Here is an 18,560-nt window from a genome sequence, read left to right on the forward strand (position 1 = left end):
CCCCACCACCCGGCCCTCAGCCCCCGCCGGTCTGCTTCCGTTCGCCTGGGGCACGGCGCTGGCCGACCGGCTCGCCGCGTTCTGCCGGACGCGCGAGGTCAGCCCGGCGGTGGTGTTGCTGGCCGCCCTCCAGGCCGTCCTGCACCGGTACGGCGACGACGACCGGGTCAGCGTCGTGGTGCCCGTACCGGTGCTCCCGCCGGAGTTCACCGGGCTCGTCGGCCCCTGCGACAACCTGCTGGTGCTCTGCGCCGACCTCGGCGGCGCGCCCACCTTCACCGAGGTGCTGGACCGCGCCGCGGCGGGCTTCCGGGCCGCCACCGAGCACCGCGAACTGCCCTTCGACCGGCTGGTCCAGGCGCTGCCCGTCGACCGGCACCCGGACCGGGTGCCGCTGTGCGACGTGCTGCTGGCCGTGCCCGGGCCGGAGGCCGAGCTGCGGCTGGCCGGCGCCGACCTGCGCGCCGCAGCCGTCCGCGACGGCGGCCCCACCGTCGCCGACCTGGTGGTCACCGTCCGCCGGACCTGGCCGTCGGTCACCGGCACGCTCGCCTACCGGGGCGACCGGTTCGAGCCGGCCTCGGCGGCGGGCCTGCTCGGGCAGGTGCGGACGCTGCTGTCGGCCGCGCTCGACGACCCGGACACCCGGCTGGACCGGCTGCCGCTGGATGGGCCACCGGCACCCGAGCCGGCCGACGACCCCGACAGCGCCCACCTCCCGCCGGTGCACGAGACCATCCGCCGGCACGCCGACCGGACCCCGCGCGCGGTGGCTGTGGCCGGGGCGGACGGCCGATGGACGTACGGCGAGCTGGAGCGGCGGGCTGCCGCGCTGGCCGTGCACCTGCGCGCGCTGCCTGTCGACGGGGCGCCGGTGGCGGTGCGGATGGCACCCGGCCCGTGGCAGCTCGCCGCGTCGCTGGCCATCCTGCGGGCCGGTGGCCACCTGGTCTGGTTCGGCACCGGAGACGCGGGGGAGCGGGGCCGGGCCGTCCTGACCGAGCTGCGACCGGCCTGCCTGCTGCGAGCGGGTGAGGACCCGGGCGACGAGCTGGCCCGCTGGTTCCGCGACGACCTCGGCGGCCGGGTGCTCGACGTCACCGCGCTGCCGGAGACGCCGGGGCCTGCCGGCCCCGAGCCGACGCTCGCTGGCGACCCGGGCCGGCGGACCGCGTACGTGGCCTACACCTCGGGCTCCACCGGCCGGCCCAAGGGCATCGCCCAGTCCCACCGGGCGTTCGCCCAGTTCGCCACCTGGATGGCCGGCGCGCTGGAGCTGGGGCCGGGCGCCCGGGTGGCGCAGTGGGTCACCCCGGAGCACGACCCGAGCCTCTGCGAGGTGTTCGCCACGCTGGTCGGCGGGGGCACGCTGCATCCGGTGCCGGAGCGGATCCGGGTGCACCCCGAAAAGCTGGTCGACTGGCTGGTCCGGGAGCGGATCACGTTCCTGCAGACCGTACCGAGCTTCGCCCGGGAACTGCTCGCCGTGATCGCCGCCCGGGAGCCGGCCGACCGGCCGGCCCTGACCCGGCTGGTGCTCATGGGTGAGGCGCTGCCGGGCCAACTCGTCAACGGGCTGCGCCGTGCCCTGCCCGCCACCCGGCTGTCCAACATCTACGGACCGACCGAGACGATCGCGGCCACCTGGTACGACATCACCGGCCCGGTGCCGGCGACCGTGCCGATCGGACGGTCCATCCCCGGGCGGCAGGTGCTGGTCCTCGACGAGGCGGACCGGCCCTGCCCCACCGGAGTCACCGGCGAGATCGTCGTCCGCAGCCCGCACGTCTGCGACGGCTACGTTGGGGCAGCCACCGGCCACCCGGCCTTCCGGGCCCCCGCCGGCCAGCCGGACGGCGGCACCGGCGTGCGGTGGTACCGCACCGGCGACCTCGCGCGGCGCCGGTGGGACGGCCTGCTGGAGTTCCGGGGACGCCGGGACCTCCAGGTCAAGCTCCTCGGCACGCGGGTGGAACTGGCTGACGTCGAGGCGGCGCTGGCCGCGCACGACGGCGTGGCCGAGTGCGTGGTGGTCCCGGTGACCGACCGGGACGGGCTGGTCGTCCGGCTGACCGCGTACGTCGTGCCGCGCCGCCGCCCCGACGGCACACCGGTCGCCGGGGTGAGCGGGTGGCGCGCCCACCTGCGCCGGCGCTTCGGCACCGCGATGGTGCTGGTCTCCTTCGAGACGCTGCCCGACCGGTTGCCCCGCACCGTCGCCGGCAAGGTGGACCGCCGCCGGCTGCCCGCGCCCCGGTCGGCATCCACCGGCCGAATCCCGACGACCACTGTGGAGCGGGCCCTGGCCGAGATCTGGTCGGAGCTGCTCGGCGGGGAGCGGTTCGACGCCGAGGCGACGTTCTTCGCCGCCGGCGGGCACTCGCTGCTGATCCCCCAGCTCGTCCACCGGATCCGGCGGCGCTTTGGCGTCACGGTGGCGCTGCGCGAGTGCTTCACCCACAACACGTTGGCCGGCATGGCCGCCCTGGTGGAGGCGGCGGGCGCGGCCCGCGAGAGTTCGGTACCAGCGGAATCGGCAGACCTCAGAGCTGTCACGGACGCGATGGAGTGAGTGCATTGACTGTGGCCACGACCGCCCAGGCGGTTGAAATCACCGGCGAGGACCTGGACATCGCCGGAGTCCGGCGGGTCGCCGAGGACCGCGCGCCCTGCGAGGTGGCGTCGTCGTCGCTGGCCCGGGCGGGCAAGAGCCGGATGCTGTTCGAGGACATCGTGCGGCAGGACGTACCGGTGTACGGGGTCACCACCGGCTACGGCGAGATGATCTACATGCTGGTCGATCCGTCGGAGGAGGTGCGGCTGCAGACGAACCTGGTCCGCAGCCACGCCGCCGGGGTGGGTCCGCTGTTCGCCGAGGACGAGGCGCGGGCCGTGGTCACCGCCCGACTCAACGCGCTGTCCAAGGGGCACTCCGCGGTCCGCCCGGAGCTGCTGGAACGGCTGGCGCTCTACCTCAACCTCGGCCTCACCCCGGCCATCCCGGAGATCGGTTCCCTCGGCGCCAGCGGCGACCTCGCCCCGCTGGCGCACATCGCCTGCACCGTGATCGGCGAGGGCTACCTGCTGCGCGACGGCCGGCGGGTGCCCACCGGGGAGGTGCTGCGCGAGCACGGCATCGAGCCGATGGAGCTGCGCTTCAAGGAGGGGCTGGCCCTGATCAACGGCACCTCGGCGATGACCGGTCTGGGTGCGCTGGTGGTGGGCCGGGCCATGGACCAGGTCCGACAGGCCGAGATCGTGACCGCCCTGGTCATCGAGACGTTGCAGGGCTCCACCAGCCCCTTCCTCGCGGAGGGGCACGACGTGGCGCGGCCGCACCAGGGCCAGATCGACACCGCGGCCAACATGCGGGCCCTGATGCGCGGCAGCGCCCTCACCGTCGAGCACCGGCAGCTGCGCCGCCAGCTGCAGGACGGCAAGCAGGAGGGCGTCAGCGTCCAGCGCACCGACGTCTACATGCAGAAGGCGTACTCGCTGCGGGCCATCCCGCAGGTCCTCGGCTCGGTGCGGGACACCCTGTACCACGCCACCAACAAGATCGACATCGAGTTGAACTCGGCGAACGACAACCCGCTCTTCTTCGAGGGGCAGGAGGTCTTCCACGGGGCCAACTTCCACGGCCAGCCGATCGCCTTCGCGATGGACTTCGTGACGATCGCGCTCACCCAGCTCGGCGTCCTCTCCGAGCGGCGGACCAACCGGTTGCTCAACCGGCACCTCAGCTACGGCCTGCCGGAGTTCCTGGTCACCGGTGACCCGGGCCTCAACAGCGGCTTCGCCGGCGCCCAGTACCCGGCCACCGCCCTGGTCGCCGAGAACCGCACCATCGGCGCGGCGAGCACCCAGAGCGTGCCCTCCAACGGCGACAACCAGGACGTGGTGAGCATGGGCCTGATCGCCGCCCGCAACGCCCGCCGGGTGCTCGGCAACAACCAGCACATCCTGGCGGTGGAGCTGCTCGCCGCGGCCCAGGCCGTGGACATCTCCGGGCGACGGGACGGGCTCAGCCCCGCCTCCGCGGCGGCCTACGAGTTCGTCCGCGGCATCACCCCCACGCTGGACCAGGACCGGTACATGGCCGACGAGATCGAGCGGGTGGCCGAGGCGCTGTCCCGGGGCGAGCTGGTGGCCGCCGTCCGGCAGACCGATGTCGAACTGCGCTGACACCCCGGCGGACGTTGAGGAGGTCCAGTGACGGACAACGAGGTCGACTCCGGGTTCGACGTGGTGGTGGTTGGTGGCGGCCCCTGCGGCTCCACCGTCTCCACGCTCATCGCCATGCAGGGTCACCGGGTGCTGCTGTTGGAGAAGGAGCGGTTCCCCCGCTACCAGATCGGGGAGTCGCTGCTGCCCTCCACGGTGCACGGGATCTGCCGGATCCTCGGCGTCGAGGAGGAGCTCCGGCAGGCCAACTTCATGCCCAAGCGGGGCGGGACGTTCCGGTGGGGCAGCAACCCCGAGCCGTGGACGTTCTCCTTCGCCATCTCCGCCAAGTTCGCGGGCGACGCCGCCACCGCCTACCAGGTGGAGCGGATGCGCTTCGACCAGATCCTGCTGGACAACGCCCGGCGCAAGGGCGTCGAGGTCCGGGAGGAGACGTCGGTCGTCGACGTGCTCACCGACCCGGAGACCGACCGGGTGTGCGGCGTGCGCTACACCGGTCCGGACGGGGTGCGCCGGGAGGTGCGCAGCCGGTTCGTCGTCGACGCCTCGGGGAACAAGAGCCGGATCCACACCCGCGTCGGTGGCCAACGGCGCTACTCCGAGTTCTTCCGCAACCTGGCCCTGTTCGGGTACTTCGAGGGGGGCAAGCGGCTGCCCGCGCCGAACCAGGGCAATATCCTCGCCGTCGCCTTCGACGCCGGGTGGTTCTGGTACATCCCACTCACCCCGGACCTGACCAGCGTCGGCGCGGTGCTGCTGCCCGAGGCGCTCGACCGCGCCCAGGGCGACCGGGAGCAGGCCCTGCTCGACCTGATCCAGCAGTGCCCGCTCATCGCCGAGTACCTGGCGAACGCCCGCCGGGTCACCACCGGCCCGTACGGCGAGGTCCGGGTGCGCAAGGACTACTCGTACATCCAGGAGAAGTTCTGGCGCCCGGGGCTGGTCCTGGTCGGCGACGCCGCGTGCTTCATCGACCCGGTCTTCTCCTCCGGCGTGCACCTGGCCACCTACAGCGCGCTGCTGGCCGCCCGGTCGATCAACACGGTGCTGCGCGGTGGGGCCGACGAGACGGCCTGCTTCGAGGAGTTCGAGGTGCGCTACCGGCGGGAGTACGCCCGGTTCCACGACTTCCTCGTCGCCTTCTACGACATGCACCAGGACGAGAACTCCTACTTCTGGAAGGCGAAGAAGGTCACCAACAACGCCGCCTCCGAGGTGGAGTCCTTCGTGGAACTCGTCGGTGGCGGCGCCTCGCAGGAGGCCGCCCTCGTCTCCGCCGGCACCTACGCGCAGCGGCGCGACGCCGCCTACCAGGAGCTCGCCGACCTGGTCGCGCAGCCGGTGCAGCAGGCGGGGGAGGATCGCGACCTGCTCCGGGCCACGCTGGCCCGGTCGGTGTCCCGGGAGGGCGCGCGGATCCAGATCCAGGCCGAACTCGGCGAGAGCGCCGACGAGAACGTCCCGGTACGCGACGGGGGACTGGTGCCGTCCACCGACGGCCTGCACTGGTCGACGCCGCCGCGGCCGGCAAGCTGACCGGGAGGGAACCCCATGACCGACACCCTGTCGCCCCCGCCGGCACCGGCCGGCGGCCCGCCGGGGGCCCGGGGAGAGACCGACATCCGTGTCCCGCTCTCCCTGCAACAGCAGTTCCTGCACCACATCGACCACGGCGACGACACCGGGCCGTTCGGCCCCCGGTACACCATCGTCGGGGGGTGGCGGGTCACCGGCGCGCTGGACCTCGACGTCCTGCGCCGGGCCCTCGACGACGTGGTGGTCCGGCACGAGACGCTGCGCACCTCGATCGTGCGCGACGGCGGGGAGGCGTACCAGTTGGTGCGCCACCCCGCCCCCGTCCCGCTCGAGGTGCGCGACCTGCGCGCCGGCCCGCAGCGGGACCGTGCCCTGGTCGCGGAGGACTTCGCCAACGAGGTCGAGGCCGACGTGTTCGGCATCGACGAGATGCCGCTGCTGCGCGCCGTGCTCGGCCGCTTCGACGCCCGGGACGCCGTGCTGGTCGTCGCCGCCCACCACACCGCGGTGGACGGCTGGTCCGTGCACCTGGTGGTGCGCGACCTGGTCGAGTGCTACGCCGCCCGGCGGGACGGCCGGAGCCCGGTGCTGCCACCGGTCCGGCAGTACCGCGAATACGTGCGGTGGCAGCAGGAGACGCAGTCCAGCGCCGTGGTCCGGCGGGCGCGGGAGTTCTGGCGGGAGAACCTGCGCGGCGCCCAGGTGTTCGCTATCCCGACCGACCGCACCCGGTCCGACGAACCCTTCGTCACGTCCTGGTACCGCTTCCTGCTCGACGAGGAGTTCCGGCGGGCGACCGCCGAACTGGCGACGCGCACCCGCAGCACCCCGTTCATGGTGTTGCTGGCCGCGTACCTGACCCAACTGCGGGAGCAGACCGGGCGGACCGACCTGGTGGTGCCCACGTTCACGCCCGGGCGCCACCCCGCCTGGGTGCAGAACACCGTCGGCTCCTTCTACAACTTCCTGCCGATCCGCACCGACCTGGCCGGCACCCGTGACTTCCCGGAGGTGGTCGCCCGGGTACGCACGGCCTGCCTCGCGGCGTACGCCCACGAGCTGCCCTTCATCCAGATCCTGGAGGAGGCCCCGGACGTCATGAACGAGGCCATCGGGCCGAACGCCGCGGCGTGCGTGTTCCAGGTAACCCAGTCGCCCGACATGATGTTCGGCCAGCAGTACGGCGACCTGCACTTCGCCGCGATGCGACGGCGGGTGGTCTCCGCGTCGGTCGGCTCGCAGATCCCCGACGGCGTGCTGTTCGGGCTGGAGGCGTCCCCGGAGGGCGGCTTCGTCGGCAGTGTCGGATTCACCACCAACCTGTTCGTGGAGAGCAGCGTCCGGTCGATGGTCACCACCTTCCGGCAGACCCTCGCCGACATCCTCACCGGCCCGGGACGGCCCTGATCCGCTGGCGGTGCCGGCGGTGACCCCACGGTCACCGCCGGCACCGCTGGACGTACGCCGCCCGCGGTGGCGCCGCTGTGTCCGCCGCGCGGGCGGTGGCACCGCCGGTCAGTCCCGCTGCGCCGCCCGCCCGGCCTGCCGTCGGGTGAGCAGTCCCGTGCGGTACAGCCACGCGGTGGCGTCCTGGACCGTCTGTGCCACGGGTCGCGACGGTGGGGCCGGATCGTCGCCGGCGAGCCGGATGTCGCAGTGGCAGGTGTAGACCGCCCCGTACTCCACCGGGATGTGCCAGGGCCAGATCCGTTGCAGCGCCAGCGTCGCGGCCCCCACCGGCAGCACCGCGGCCGACGGCAGGTACACCACCGGCAGCCGGCGGCCGGTGACCTCGCGTACGGTCCCGACGAACTCGCGGGTGGACAGGTGGCGACCCGGCGCCAGCAGCCGTCGCGGGCCCCGCCCCGGGTGCAGCGCCGCGACGTGCAGGTCGGCCACGTCCCGCACGTCGCCGACCGGGAAGCCGCCGCCCGGCCAGATCGGCATCAGCCCGCGCAGCAGCGCCCGCAGCCGGCCGAGCTGGTCGCCCAGGTGCGGGTCGTGCGGCCCCAGCGTCGCCATCGGGTACGTGATGACGACCGGCGCCCCCTGGTCCTGGTGCCGGCGGGCGACCTGCTCGGCGGCGGCCTTGCTGGCCATGTACCGCTCCCGGGGCCGTCCCACTGGCAGGTCGGTGCGCAGCGCACGCCCCCCGGTCGGCGCCAGGGCGGCGAACGAAGAGACGTGCACGATCGGGTCCGCCCCGGCCCGGCGGGCCGCGCCGAGCACGAGCTCGGTGCCGCCGACGTTGACCTCCCGCATCCGACGGTGGCGGCGGCTGTCGAACGAGTAGACCGAGGCGGCGTGCAACACCGCCGCGCAGCCCTCGACCGCCCGGGTCACCGACTCCTCGTCGGTCACGTCGCCGACCACGGTCTGCACGTCCTGCCCGGACAGCCCGAGCGGGGCCAGGGCGCGGTCCACCGCGCCGGGGTCGCGGACCAGCAGCCGCACCTCGTGACCTGCGCGGTGCAGCGCCGCGACGGAGTGCGACCCGATGAAGCCGGTGCCGCCGGTGACCAGTACACGCACGTCCGCTCTCCTCCGGGTGCCTGGGGTGGGTGGGACGACACGTCGACGGCGCCGGCCGGAGGACACCTCCGGGCGGCGCCGTCGATCGCCGGATCAGCCGGCGTCGCGGGGGCTGTTTTGGTAGGCGGCCAGCCGCCAGCCGCCCTCGTGCCGCACCAGCAGCCAGGAGGCCCGGATGGCGCGGGCGTCGGCCACCTCGGTCTCACCCGGCGCCAGGACGCCGCCCTGGGTGATCAGCAGCGCCACGTCGGAGCCGAGGAAGCGGACGTCGACGGGCTGCCCGGTCACCTGGGTGCCCCGGTACGGGCCGGCGAAGCCCGCGGCCATGAAGGTGTGGATCTCGTCGCGCCCCTTGCGCATGAGACCGGGCAGGATCATCGTGCCGTCGGGAGTGAACACGTCGGCGAAGGCGTCGGCGTCGTGCGCGGCCCACGCCTCCACGATGCGCTGGGGCACGGCCGCGACGGCGGCCTGGTCGTCTGCGGACACGTCCGGGGCGAGACTGTTCGTGGTCACCGTGGGGGTCCTTCCGTCGGGGAGGGATGGTCAGATGTAGAGGGTGTTGGGCTCCAGGCCGCAGAGGACCCGCCCGTACAGTTCGGCGTTGGTGGTCGGGTTCATCAGCGCGTGCAGGTTGATCGCCTGTACGTCCCGCGCGATGCGCTGGACCGGCACCTCGTTGTAGACCGACGAGCCGCCGCTGGCCAGGGCGAAGACGTCCACCGCCTCCTTGCCCCGCCGGCACACCGCGCCCAGGTCGGCTCGGGCGCGGGCCCGCTCCTCGAGGGTCCACTCCGTGCCGTCGACGCCCTTGCCGTCGACCAGGGTCGCCAGCCGCTGCGCGTGGAACTCCGCCTCGTCGCTCTTCATCACCGCGTCGGCGACCTGGTGGTGGGTCACCGGCGCCTCCCGCTGGCTGCCGTAGTCGGTGTAGGTGATTTTGCGCTCGGGCAGCCGCTCGAAGAACACCTCGCGGGCCGCCCGCGCCAGGCCGACGACGGTGCCCACCGAGGAGGCGGAGGCGACCGGGAGCAGGGGCAGCCGGTAGATCGGCGCCTCGGCGTTGGCCACCGACGCGCCCTGCCCTTGCACGATGGCGCCCAGCGGCAGCACCCGCTCGGCGGGGACGAACAGGTCCGACGCGACCGTGCTGACGCTGCCAGTGCCCCGCAGGCCACTGGTGTGCCAGTCGTCGACGATCTGCAGCTCGGACATCGGCACCAGTGCCAGGATCGGCATCGGCTCGCCCTGCGGGCTGATCTGCACCGCGACGATCTCCTGCCAGTGGGCGTGCAGGGCGCCGCTGATGAATCCCCACTTGCCGTTGACCACGACCCCGCCGTCGACCGGGGTGGCGGTCGCGGTGGGGCTCAGCGTGCCGCACACCCGGACGTCGGGGGTGGCGAAGACCTCGTCCTGCACCTGGTCGGGGAACAAGCCCACCATCCAGGTGGGGATCCAGTAGACCGAGGCGACCCAGGAGGCGGAGCCGTCCCCCCGACCCAGTTCCGCGGCGACCTCGACCAGCGTCTGGGTGTCCGCCTCGTAGCCGCCGAACCGGCTCGGTCGGCGCAACCTGAAGACGCCGGCATCGGCGAGCGCGGCGATCACCTCGTCGTGGACGCGGCGGTTTTCCTCGGACCAGCCCGCGTGCCCGCGGAGCACCGGTACGAGGTCGGAGGCGCGGCGGACCAGCTCCTCGCGCGTCGGGGCATCGGTGGTGAGCAAGGCACCCTCCTTGGACATGGTCGGCTAGGCGGATCGGGCGCCCGCCGTCGCCCCGGCGCGGGCGCGTACGGTCGGGCCGCTCTCCGCGCCGGGGCGGACGCCGGTCGGCGCGGCGGGTCACCCCGACGATCGCAGAGGCCGGACGCCCGCCGCATCTCCCGGAGTGCGTTGCGGCGGAGGGGCTTCGCCGCCCGTCACGGACCTCACCCGGCCGCGGCGGCGGACGGCCACCGCCAGCGGGTCGGGGTGACCGGTCAGAGGCTCGTCGGCAGGCCGAACGCCGGGAACAGGTCCGGTGCGAAGGCGGTGATCTCGACGATCCGGCCGTCGGCGATCCGGAGCACCTCCAGCACCTGCGGTCGGAAGGCGGTGTCGCCGGGGCGGCGCACGTAGTGGGCCGCCGCCGGCTGCCGGTTGGCCCGGGTCGGCACGCTGCGCCACTGGCCGAGGTAGGCCGGCGAGCCCGGGTCGAGCACGTCGCGCAGACTGGCGACGAAGGAGTCCCGGTTCCACCAGGCCGGATCCGGCATCCCCGGGATGCACGGCACCGGCATCGGCATCGTGACCCGGATGTCCTCCCGCAGCAACTGGGCCATCGCCCCGGTATCGGCGCGCTCCAGCACCCCCATGTAGCGGTGCAGGAGGGCCCGTTCCGCGTCGGTCGGGTCCTCCGTGGCTGCCCACTCGGTGCGGCGCGGCGGCAGGTGCTCCTTGAGGTTGGCTCGGGCCCGCTGCAGCGCGCTGTTGGCCGAGGCGACGCTGACCTCCAGCAGCTCGGCCGCTTCGGCGGCGGGCCAGCCGAGGACGTCGCGCAGGATCAGCACGGCCCGCTGGCGCGGGGGCAGGTGCTGGATCGCGACCAGGAACGCCAGTTCGATGGTCTCCTTGGCGACCACCGCCGCGTCGGGCTCGGCCTCGGCCGGCGCGGCGGGCTCCAGCAACCGGTCCGGGTAGGGCTGCAGCCAGTGCACCTCATCGGACGAGGTGGCCCGCGGCCCGGCCGTGCCGGGGAGCGGGCTGCGGGCCGCGCGGGGATGCCGGGGGTGGCGGCTGAGGAAGTCGAGGCAGGCGTTCGTCGCGATGCGGTAGAGCCAGGCGCGGAAGGTCGACCGCGCCTCGAACGTGTCCCGCTTGCGCCAGGCCCGCAGGAACGTCTCCTGGACCAGGTCCTCGGCGTCCTCGAAGGAGCCGAGCATCCGGTAACAGTGGACCTGGAGCTCGCGGCGGTGCCCCTCGACGAGACGGCCGAACGTCACCTCGTCTAGCGGCGGCGCGGTGGGTGCCTCGAGCTGGGTGGACTTGACCTTGACACGGCTCACGGAAGGTGCCCCGCTCCCGACAGCTGCTGATCGACGACGGTCGGCCCAAACGGTAGCACGGATCGGGTCGCGGCCAGCTCACTCTCCGTTGTCGCGGCCCCGACCGGTGCGCCGCGCGCAGCGCACATTCGAGGATGCGACCGGCCGGGCGTGGCCGTGACGCTGGCCGTGTGGCCGGTGCGACGCCGCCGTGCCGCGACGCCCGCCTCCCCGCGACGGCGACCCGCCGGGCGGCCGTGCCGGTCGGCGCGGAGGCGGTCGGGGGCGCCGACGGCGACGGCCGTGACGCCGCGGACCGCGTCGTCGCCACCGGGGTGCAACCGGCCGTCGTCAGGGAGGTTTCCGCAGTGAGCGATATCGGAAGACGCGCCATCGTGATGGGCGGCAGCATGGCCGGGGTCCTCGCCGCCCGGGTGCTGGCCGAGTCGTACGGCGAGGTCCTGGTCGTCGACCGGGACGAGCTGCTGGGCGTACGGGGACCGCGGCGCGGCGCGCCGCACACGGTGCACGCCCACGGCCTGCACGCCCGTGGTCACCTGAACATGGAGGAACTCTTCCCCGGGATCACCGACGAGCTGACCGCCGCCGGTGTGCCGACCGGCGACCTCGGCGAGATGCGCTGGTTCTTCAACGCCCGCCGGATCCTTCCCGCCCGCACCGGCCTGGTCTCGGTCACCGCCCCCCGGCCGGTGCTGGAGCACCACGTCCGGACCCGGGTGGCCGGCCTGCCCAACGTCCGGTTCCTGGAGCAGCACGACGTGCTCGGCCTGCTCAGCACGGCGGACCGGCAGCGGGTGGTCGGTGTCCGGGTGTGCGCCCGCGCCGACGGGGCCGAGCCGCAGGAGCTCGACGCGGACCTGGTGGTCGACGCGACCGGTCGCGGCTCGCGTACCCCGGCTTGGCTGGCCGAGCTGGGCTACCAGCGGCCGCCGGAGGAGCGGGTCAAGGTCGGGCTGGCCTACACCACGCGGCACTACCGGATGCGCCCGGAGATGTTCGACGGCGTGCAGTCGATCAACCCGGTCGCCTCACCCGCGCACCCCCGGGGCGCGTTCTTCGGGCAGGTGGGACGGGACCTGTGCATCCTGTCGTTGACCGGGGTGCTGGGCGACCACCCGCCGACCGACCCGGAGGGCTTCCTCGCCTTCGTCCGCTCGCTGCCGGTGCCGGACGTCTACGACGCGGTGCACGACGCGGAGCCCCTCGACGACCCGGTGTCGTTCGGTTTCCCGGCGAGCGTCCGCCGCCGCTACGAGCGGCTGACCCGGCTGCCCGACCGGCTCCTCGTGATGGGTGACGCGGTGTGCAGCTTCAACCCGGTCTACGGGCAGGGGATGAGCGTGGCCTCGATCGAGGCGCTGACGTTGCGCGAGCACCTGCGGCGGGGCGGGCCGCCGGAGTCGCTACCGTTCATGGCCGACATGTCCCGGGTGATCGATACTCCCTGGGACATCTCCGCCGGCGGTGACCTGGACTTCCCGGGCGTGCAGGGACGGCGGACCCTGATGGTCCGGGTCGGCAACGCGTACATGGCCCGGGTGCAGTACGCGGCCACCCGGGACGCCCGGGTGACCGAGGGGTTCATGCGGGTGGCCGGGCTGATCGACCCGCCGCAGGCGTTGATGCGGCCGGCGATGCTGCTGCGGGTGCTGCGCCACGCGCCGCGGCGACCGGCCGCTCCGCCAGCCGCCTCGGCGCCCGCGCCGACCGCCGGCACGGCGGCCCCGCCGGCTGCCTGAGCCGTCCGCCCGAACACCCCGCCCCGGGTCGGCCACCTCGCCGGCCCGGGGCGTCGGCTGTCCGACGCCGTGACCGCCACGTCCGGGTCAGGCCGCCGGTGGGCTTGACAGCCGGCCGGAACATCGGTGACAGGGGTCCTGGCCGGCCGCGAGCCGCTGTTTCCGCCGGCCGCGCGCTCAGACGCGGGCGCGGATTCCCACCCAGCGGGGCGGGGTGCCGCCGGCGAGCGCGCGGTCAGCACGGAGGCGTGTCCCGCCCCGCGGGGCGGGAGGCCCCCGCCGGACCGGTGAAAGCCGTCGCACCGCTGCCGGGACGGCGCCGGCCGCTCCAGGCACCCGGGGGGGTGGGTGCCCGGAGCGGCCGTGGTGCCGCTCCGGGCACCCGGGGGTTGGCTGCCCGGAACGGCGGTCGTGCCGCCCTGTCCGTCCTCGTCGGCTGCCGCTCAGTGCACGGGTTGCACCGAGCCGGGCGCCTCCTCGGTCGGCGCCGCGTCGGCCGGCGGCATGCCCGGCATGGGCATGTCGCCCAGCGCCGGCACGTGCCGCAGCCCGACGAACGCGACCACGGCCAGGCCGAGGAAGACGAAGATGCAGACCACCGCGACGTTGTTCAGACCGCTGGTGAACGCCTCGCGGGCCGACTCGAGCAGCGCCGCGCCGGCCGGGCCGCCCACCTGCTCGGCCACCACGGTGGCGCCAGCGATGCTCTCCCCGGCGGTCCCTGCCGCCTCCGCCGGCAGCTCACCCGGGACGGTGACCGCGCCCCGGTAGGTCGCGGTGCCGATGAGGCCGAGGATCGCCACGCCCAGGGCGACGCCCAACTCGCCGACGGCGGAGGAGAGCGACCCGGCGGAGCCGGCCTTCTCCGGCGGCGTGGAGGACATCACCAGGAACGGCGTCATCGGGCCGACGGAGGCGCCGCCGACGTAGACCACCCCGAGACCGACCAGCAGGGTGGTCAGCCCGGCGGTGCTGTCCACCTGAGTCAGCACCACCATGCCGATCGCCGCGATCACCGACCCGGTGGCCAGCACGAAGGCGGGGCGGACCTTGCGGGCGATGGCCGGCGCCAGGTTGCCGACAACGATCATCACGACGGACGGGATCAGCAGCAGCGTGCCGACCCGCACCGGGCTGAGCCCTTCGACCATCTGCATGTAGAGGCTGGCCATCAGCCCGGCGCCGCCCATCACGAAGGCGATCAGCAGGGCGAGCATCAGGGCCGCGGAGAGCGCGCGGATCTTGAACAGGCTCAGGTCCAGCAACGGGTGGGCCAGCCGCGCCTGCCGGCGCAGGAAGACCACGAGGAAGACCACCCCGGCGACGAGGGAGACCACCGGCAGCACCGCCCAGCCCTCCCGGGCCAGCTCCTTGAGGCCGTACACGAACGGCAGGATGGCCAGCAGCGACAGCGCCACGCTGAACAGGTCCAGCCGGCCGGCGTTCGGGTCCTTCGCCTCGGGGAGCAGGGCCGGGCCGGCGAGCAGCAGCAGCGCCATGATCGGGACGGCCAGCAGGAAGATCGAGCCCCACCAGAACGCGCCGAGCATCAGACCGCCGATCACCGGCCCGAGCACCACGCCGGCCATCAGGGAGGTGCCCCAGAGACCCATCGCGGCACCCATCTGCTTCGGGTTCTTGAACATGCTCCGCAGCAGGGCGAGGATCGACGGGATCAGCGTGGCGCCGGCGACGCCGAGCAGGGCGCGGGCGACGATCAGGACGACCGTGGAGGTCGCGAACGCGGCCAGCAGCGACGCGGCGAGGAAGGCCGCGCCACCGAACAGCAGGACCTTCTTCCGGCCGATCCGGTCGCCGAGCGTTCCCATGGTGACCAGGAACCCGGCGATCATGAAGCCGTAGATGTCCGAGATCCACAGTTGCTCGGTGCTGCTCGGGCCCAGGTCCGCCGTCACGTGCGGCAGCGCCAGGAACATCACGTTGAGATCCACGGTCGTCAACATGGTGGGCAGACAGATCACGGCCAGCCCGAGCCACTCCCGCCAGCTGGCCCGCGGAGCTGCGGCCGGGGCGCCCGGTGCCCCTGCCTGCCCGTCGACTGTAGTCATGCTCTTGGTCCTCTCGGTATCGGCCGCGCTGTCCTGCGGCTCAATGTTGAGACGGCACGATCCCGGGAAAGTCATCGCTCTGCGGCACCCCAGTGTCACCGGACGTTCCGGCGGATCGGCGGCCGGCGCCCGTCGAGCCGGCCCGACGTCGACGAGGGCGGTCGACGGCGCCGGTGGTCGTGACAGGGGCCGGCGTCTTCCCGGTTGCGCTCTGCGCCGTCCGGCCTTGTCCCGCCGTGGGGGCGCTCAGCATGCTGAGGACGGACCCGGCGGGCCCGCCGCCGTGCCGGCGCGACGGCCGGCCGGGGTCCGCACCGCCCCCGCGGCCCGGCCCGGCGAAAGGCGTCCGATGACCCTGGCAGACCCCGTCGACACTCCGGCCGCCGCCGCGCGCCGGACCCGTCCGATGACCGGTGACGAGTACGTCGAGTCACTGCGCGACGGCCGGGAGATCTATCTCTACGGTGACCGGGTGCGGGACGTGACCACCCATCCCGCCTTCCGCAACCCGGTCCGCATGACGGCCCGGCTCTACGACGCGCTGCACGACCCGCAGTCCCGCCCGGTGCTGACCGCGCCGACCGACGCCGGCGGGGAGGGCTACACCCACCGGTTCTTCACCACCCCCCACTCGGCCGACGACCTCGTCGCCGACCAGCAGGCCATCGCCGCGTGGGCCCGGCTGAGCTACGGCTGGATGGGCCGCAGCCCCGACTACAAGGCGTCGTTCCTGGGCACCCTCGGCGCCAACGCCGACTTCTACGAGCCCTTCGCCGACAACGCCCGCCGCTGGTACCGCGAGGCGCAGGAGAAGGTCCTCTACTGGAACCACGCCATCGTGCACCCGCCGGTGGACCGGTCCCGGCCGCCGGACGAGGTATCGGACGTCTTCGTCCACGTGGAACGCGAGACCGACGCCGGCGTCGTGGTCAGCGGCGCGAAGGTGGTCGCCACCGCCTCGGCGCTGACCCACCACAACTTCCTGGCCCACTACGGCCTGCCGGTACGCAGGCGGGAGTTCGCCCTGGTCGCGACCGTCCCGATGGACGCCCCCGGGATGAAGCTGATCTGCCGGCCGTCGTACTCGGCCACCGCCGCGGTGATGGGCAGCCCGTTCGACTACCCGCTCTCCTCGCGGCTGGACGAGAACGACACCATCCTGGTGCTGGACAAGGTCCTCATCCCCTGGGAGAACGTGTTCATCTACGGGGACCTCGGCAAGGTGCAGATGTTTGCCGGCCGGTCCGGCTTCACCGAGCGCTTCACCTTCCACGGGTGCACCCGCCTCGCCGTCAAGCTGGAGTTCATCGCCGGCCTGCTGGCCAAGGCCCTGGAGCTGACCGGGGTGTCCGACTTCCGCGGCGTGCAGAGCCGGTTGGGGGAGGTGTTGGCCTGGCGGAACCTGTTCTGGGGACTCTCCGACGCGGCCGCCCGCAACCCGGTGACCTGGCGCAACGGCGCGGTCCTGCCCAACCCGGCCTACGGCATGGCGTACCGGTGGTTCATGCAGGTCGGCTACGCCCGGGTCCGGGAGATCGTGCTCCAGGACGTGGCCAGTGGCCTGATCTACGTCAATTCCAGCGCCGAGGACTTCGCCAACCCCGACATCCGCGGCTACCTCGACAAGTACGTCCGCGGTTCGGGAGGGGTCGAGGCGGTGGACCGGGTCAAGCTGATGAAGCTGCTCTGGGACGCGGTCGGCTCGGAGTTCGGCGGCCGGCACGAGCTGTACGAGCGCAACTACGCCGGTAACCACGAGAACACCCGCGTCGAGCTGCTCAACGCCCAGCTCCTCGGCGGCGAAATGGACGGGTACAAGGCGTTCGTCGACCGGTGCCTCGCGGAGTACGACCTGGACGGTTGGCGCGTCGACGACCTCGCCTCGTTCGACGGCCTGCGCGGCCTGCGCGACGCGCTGCGCGAGCAGTGAGCGGCCGCCCCCGCCCCGGCCGGGCGCCCGGCCGCCCGCCGGCGGACGGTCAGCCGACCACGTGGCGCAACGCCGCGACGGCCTCCCGCTCGGTGTCGTAGATCGCCTGAATCCCCTCGCTGAGCCGGGTCAGGTCCGGCTCGGCGGGCAGTGTGCGGTCGTACTCGGCGAGCAGGTCCCACAGCGCGTCGGCGGCCTCCGCCCGTTCGGCGGTGGCCGTGTCGCCGGCCGCGACGCCGGCCGAGATCGTGGCGATCAACTCCCGCACCCGGGCATACTCGGGGACGTCCCACGGCAGCGCCGTCTCGGCCACCTCGTGCCAGCGCCGCGCCGCCTCCCGGAACAGCGCCGCGGCGTCGGCCGCCGCGTCGGCGGAGTCGCCGAGCAGGGGAGCCGCCTCGTCCAGGAAGTCGGCGTACAGGTCGCGCAGGTTGCCGCCGGTCAGCCCGGCCGGCTCGGCGTGCTCCCAGATGGACAGCAGGGTGGTGGCCATCCCGCCCTTGGCGTAGACCTGGGGCCAGCCCTTGGTGTTGCGCCGGTCGGTGACCATGCGGCTCCACTTGCCCCAAGCCGGCAGGGCGACGGTGTTGGCCCGGGCGTCCAGGTGCGCGACGCAGTCGGCGATGCCGGCCCGCACCGCGTCGGCCAGCGCGAAGGTCTCCGGCACCGTGTGTACGACGATCATGCGGTTCTTGGTCGAGCTGACCCGGGCGCGCGCCTCGCCGAGGGTGACCGGGTCGACGGTGAGCGGGGCGAAATTGCGGTCGTCGAGCCGGATGCCGTCGTCGGTGGCCGCGTACGCCACCAGGGGGCTGCGCCGGGCGCCGGCGAACACCGGTCGGCCCCGACCGGCCAGCGCGGGCTCGGGGGGCAGGTGCCAGTAGCCGACCACCTGCCGGTCCGGCGCGATGATGACCGGGGTGCCCTCGGCGAGCAGGTCGGTCAGGGCACTGGCGGCCGCCTTGCTGCTGCCCGTCGTGCGCACCTGGTAGCCCACGCCGAGCCGGTCCATGGTGCGCTCGGCCCAGTCGTGCAGGCTCCACCGGTACCGGAACCCGAGGATCAGGTTCGGCGTCTGCCCCTTGACCTCCCACAGCATGTAGCCGGCGCCGAGGCCGCCCCCGACGCCCAGCAGCATCGCCTCGCTCAGCTGCGGTCCGCCGGCGTCACCGCGCAGGTGGGCCAGCACGTTGGTCACGTTCGACGTCTCGGCGTGCAGCCCGCCGCGCAGTGCCCAGCCGGCGTCGGTCACGGGTTTCGGGGTCGTCCGGGCGGTGGCGAGCGCCGCCCGCGCGGTCGCGTAGCTCTCGCCGGTGCGGGCCATCCGGGTCCGGATCCGGGATTCGCTGGGCTTGCGGGTCGTCATGATCCCCCTCGGGGGGCTGCTGGTGGCCGACGGGACGGGCGGGTGCGGCGCCGCGGCTACCCGGACGGTGCGGGCCGCCCGGCCGGTGCCACGTCGGAGGATACGTGCTCCCGGTGGCCCCCGGGGGGTGAACCGGGGCGGCGCGGTGTGCCGGGC

Annotated in this window: 12 protein-coding genes; 6 read left to right on the top strand and 6 right to left on the bottom strand. The window is 73.8% G+C overall.

All coding sequences use genetic code 11. From position 1 onward, the window contains the following. From C1I99_RS17120 to C1I99_RS17135, 4 genes are all read left to right on the top strand, one after another. A partial coding sequence (locus tag C1I99_RS17120; protein ID WP_111135223.1) for an AMP-binding protein occupies positions 1–2,572 on the top strand: 2,572 nt, incomplete at its 5' end. Positions 2,573–2,577: 5 nt separating this feature from the next. Next, complete coding sequence (gene cmdF, locus C1I99_RS17125; protein WP_111135224.1) at positions 2,578–4,185, top strand: tyrosine 2,3-aminomutase; 1,608 nt, start codon at positions 2,578–2,580, stop codon at positions 4,183–4,185. A gap of 27 nt (positions 4,186–4,212) precedes the next feature. Then, positions 4,213–5,721, top strand: coding sequence for a tryptophan 7-halogenase (locus C1I99_RS17130; RefSeq protein ID WP_111135225.1), 1,509 nt, complete (start codon positions 4,213–4,215; stop codon positions 5,719–5,721). A 15-nt stretch (positions 5,722–5,736) separates the two neighbouring features. Next, positions 5,737–7,128 carry a condensation domain-containing protein gene (locus tag C1I99_RS17135; protein WP_111135226.1) on the top strand — a complete coding sequence of 464 codons (1,392 nt, stop codon included), beginning with the start codon at positions 5,737–5,739 and terminating at the stop codon, positions 7,126–7,128. Positions 7,129–7,236: 108 nt separating this feature from the next. On the opposite strand, the gene C1I99_RS17140 is transcribed toward C1I99_RS17135, so the two are convergent. The 4 genes from C1I99_RS17140 to C1I99_RS17155 form a co-directional block, all read right to left on the bottom strand. Continuing rightward, positions 7,237–8,253 carry an SDR family NAD(P)-dependent oxidoreductase gene (locus C1I99_RS17140; protein ID WP_111135227.1) on the bottom strand — a complete coding sequence of 339 codons (1,017 nt, stop codon included), beginning with the start codon at positions 8,251–8,253 and terminating at the stop codon, positions 7,237–7,239. A 93-nt stretch (positions 8,254–8,346) separates the two neighbouring features. Further along, positions 8,347–8,769 carry an SgcJ/EcaC family oxidoreductase gene (locus C1I99_RS17145; protein ID WP_111135228.1) on the bottom strand — a complete coding sequence of 141 codons (423 nt, stop codon included), beginning with the start codon at positions 8,767–8,769 and terminating at the stop codon, positions 8,347–8,349. A gap of 30 nt (positions 8,770–8,799) precedes the next feature. Then, complete coding sequence (locus C1I99_RS17150; RefSeq protein ID WP_199562190.1) at positions 8,800–9,999, bottom strand: acyl-CoA dehydrogenase family protein; 1,200 nt, start codon at positions 9,997–9,999, stop codon at positions 8,800–8,802. A gap of 236 nt (positions 10,000–10,235) precedes the next feature. After that, positions 10,236–11,300 carry an RNA polymerase subunit sigma-70 gene (locus C1I99_RS17155; RefSeq protein ID WP_111135229.1) on the bottom strand — a complete coding sequence of 355 codons (1,065 nt, stop codon included), beginning with the start codon at positions 11,298–11,300 and terminating at the stop codon, positions 10,236–10,238. A 377-nt stretch (positions 11,301–11,677) separates the two neighbouring features. Between C1I99_RS17155 and C1I99_RS17160 the strand changes: the two genes are divergently transcribed. Further along, positions 11,678–13,039: an FAD-dependent oxidoreductase gene (locus tag C1I99_RS17160; protein WP_111135233.1), complete on the top strand. Its 1,362-nt coding sequence runs from the start codon at positions 11,678–11,680 to the stop codon at positions 13,037–13,039. Positions 13,040–13,482: 443 nt separating this feature from the next. Here the strand turns inward: C1I99_RS17160 and C1I99_RS17165 are convergent, their stop codons facing one another. Beyond that, complete coding sequence (locus C1I99_RS17165; protein ID WP_111135230.1) at positions 13,483–15,108, bottom strand: MFS transporter; 1,626 nt, start codon at positions 15,106–15,108, stop codon at positions 13,483–13,485. 349 nt (positions 15,109–15,457) lie between these two features. Here C1I99_RS17165 and C1I99_RS17170 point away from each other — a divergent pair, with 349 nt between their 5' ends. Beyond that, positions 15,458–17,038, top strand: coding sequence for a 4-hydroxyphenylacetate 3-hydroxylase family protein (locus C1I99_RS17170; protein ID WP_111135231.1), 1,581 nt, complete (start codon positions 15,458–15,460; stop codon positions 17,036–17,038). 49 nt (positions 17,039–17,087) lie between these two features. On the opposite strand, the gene C1I99_RS17175 is transcribed toward C1I99_RS17170, so the two are convergent. Next, on the bottom strand, positions 17,088–18,404 hold the full coding sequence (locus tag C1I99_RS17175) for a BtrH N-terminal domain-containing protein (protein ID WP_233512560.1): 1,317 nt from the start codon (positions 18,402–18,404) through the stop codon (positions 17,088–17,090). Positions 18,405–18,560: the final 156 nt, after the last annotated feature.

It is taken from the genome of Micromonospora deserti, assembly GCF_003236335.1.
Lineage (GTDB): Bacteria > Actinomycetota > Actinomycetes > Mycobacteriales > Micromonosporaceae > Micromonospora > Micromonospora deserti.

Coding starts and splice junctions, on each gene's coding strand:
- C1I99_RS17135 (WP_111135226.1), top strand. CDS start 5,737: ATGACCGACACCCTGTCGCCCCCGCCGGCACCGGCCGGCGGCCCGCCG.
- C1I99_RS17150 (WP_199562190.1), bottom strand. CDS start 9,999: ATGTCCAAGGAGGGTGCCTTGCTCACCACCGATGCCCCGACGCGCGAG.
- C1I99_RS17160 (WP_111135233.1), top strand. CDS start 11,678: ATGGGCGGCAGCATGGCCGGGGTCCTCGCCGCCCGGGTGCTGGCCGAG.
- C1I99_RS17165 (WP_111135230.1), bottom strand. CDS start 15,108: ATGACTACAGTCGACGGGCAGGCAGGGGCACCGGGCGCCCCGGCCGCA.
- C1I99_RS17170 (WP_111135231.1), top strand. CDS start 15,458: ATGACCCTGGCAGACCCCGTCGACACTCCGGCCGCCGCCGCGCGCCGG.
- C1I99_RS17175 (WP_233512560.1), bottom strand. CDS start 18,404: ATGACGACCCGCAAGCCCAGCGAATCCCGGATCCGGACCCGGATGGCC.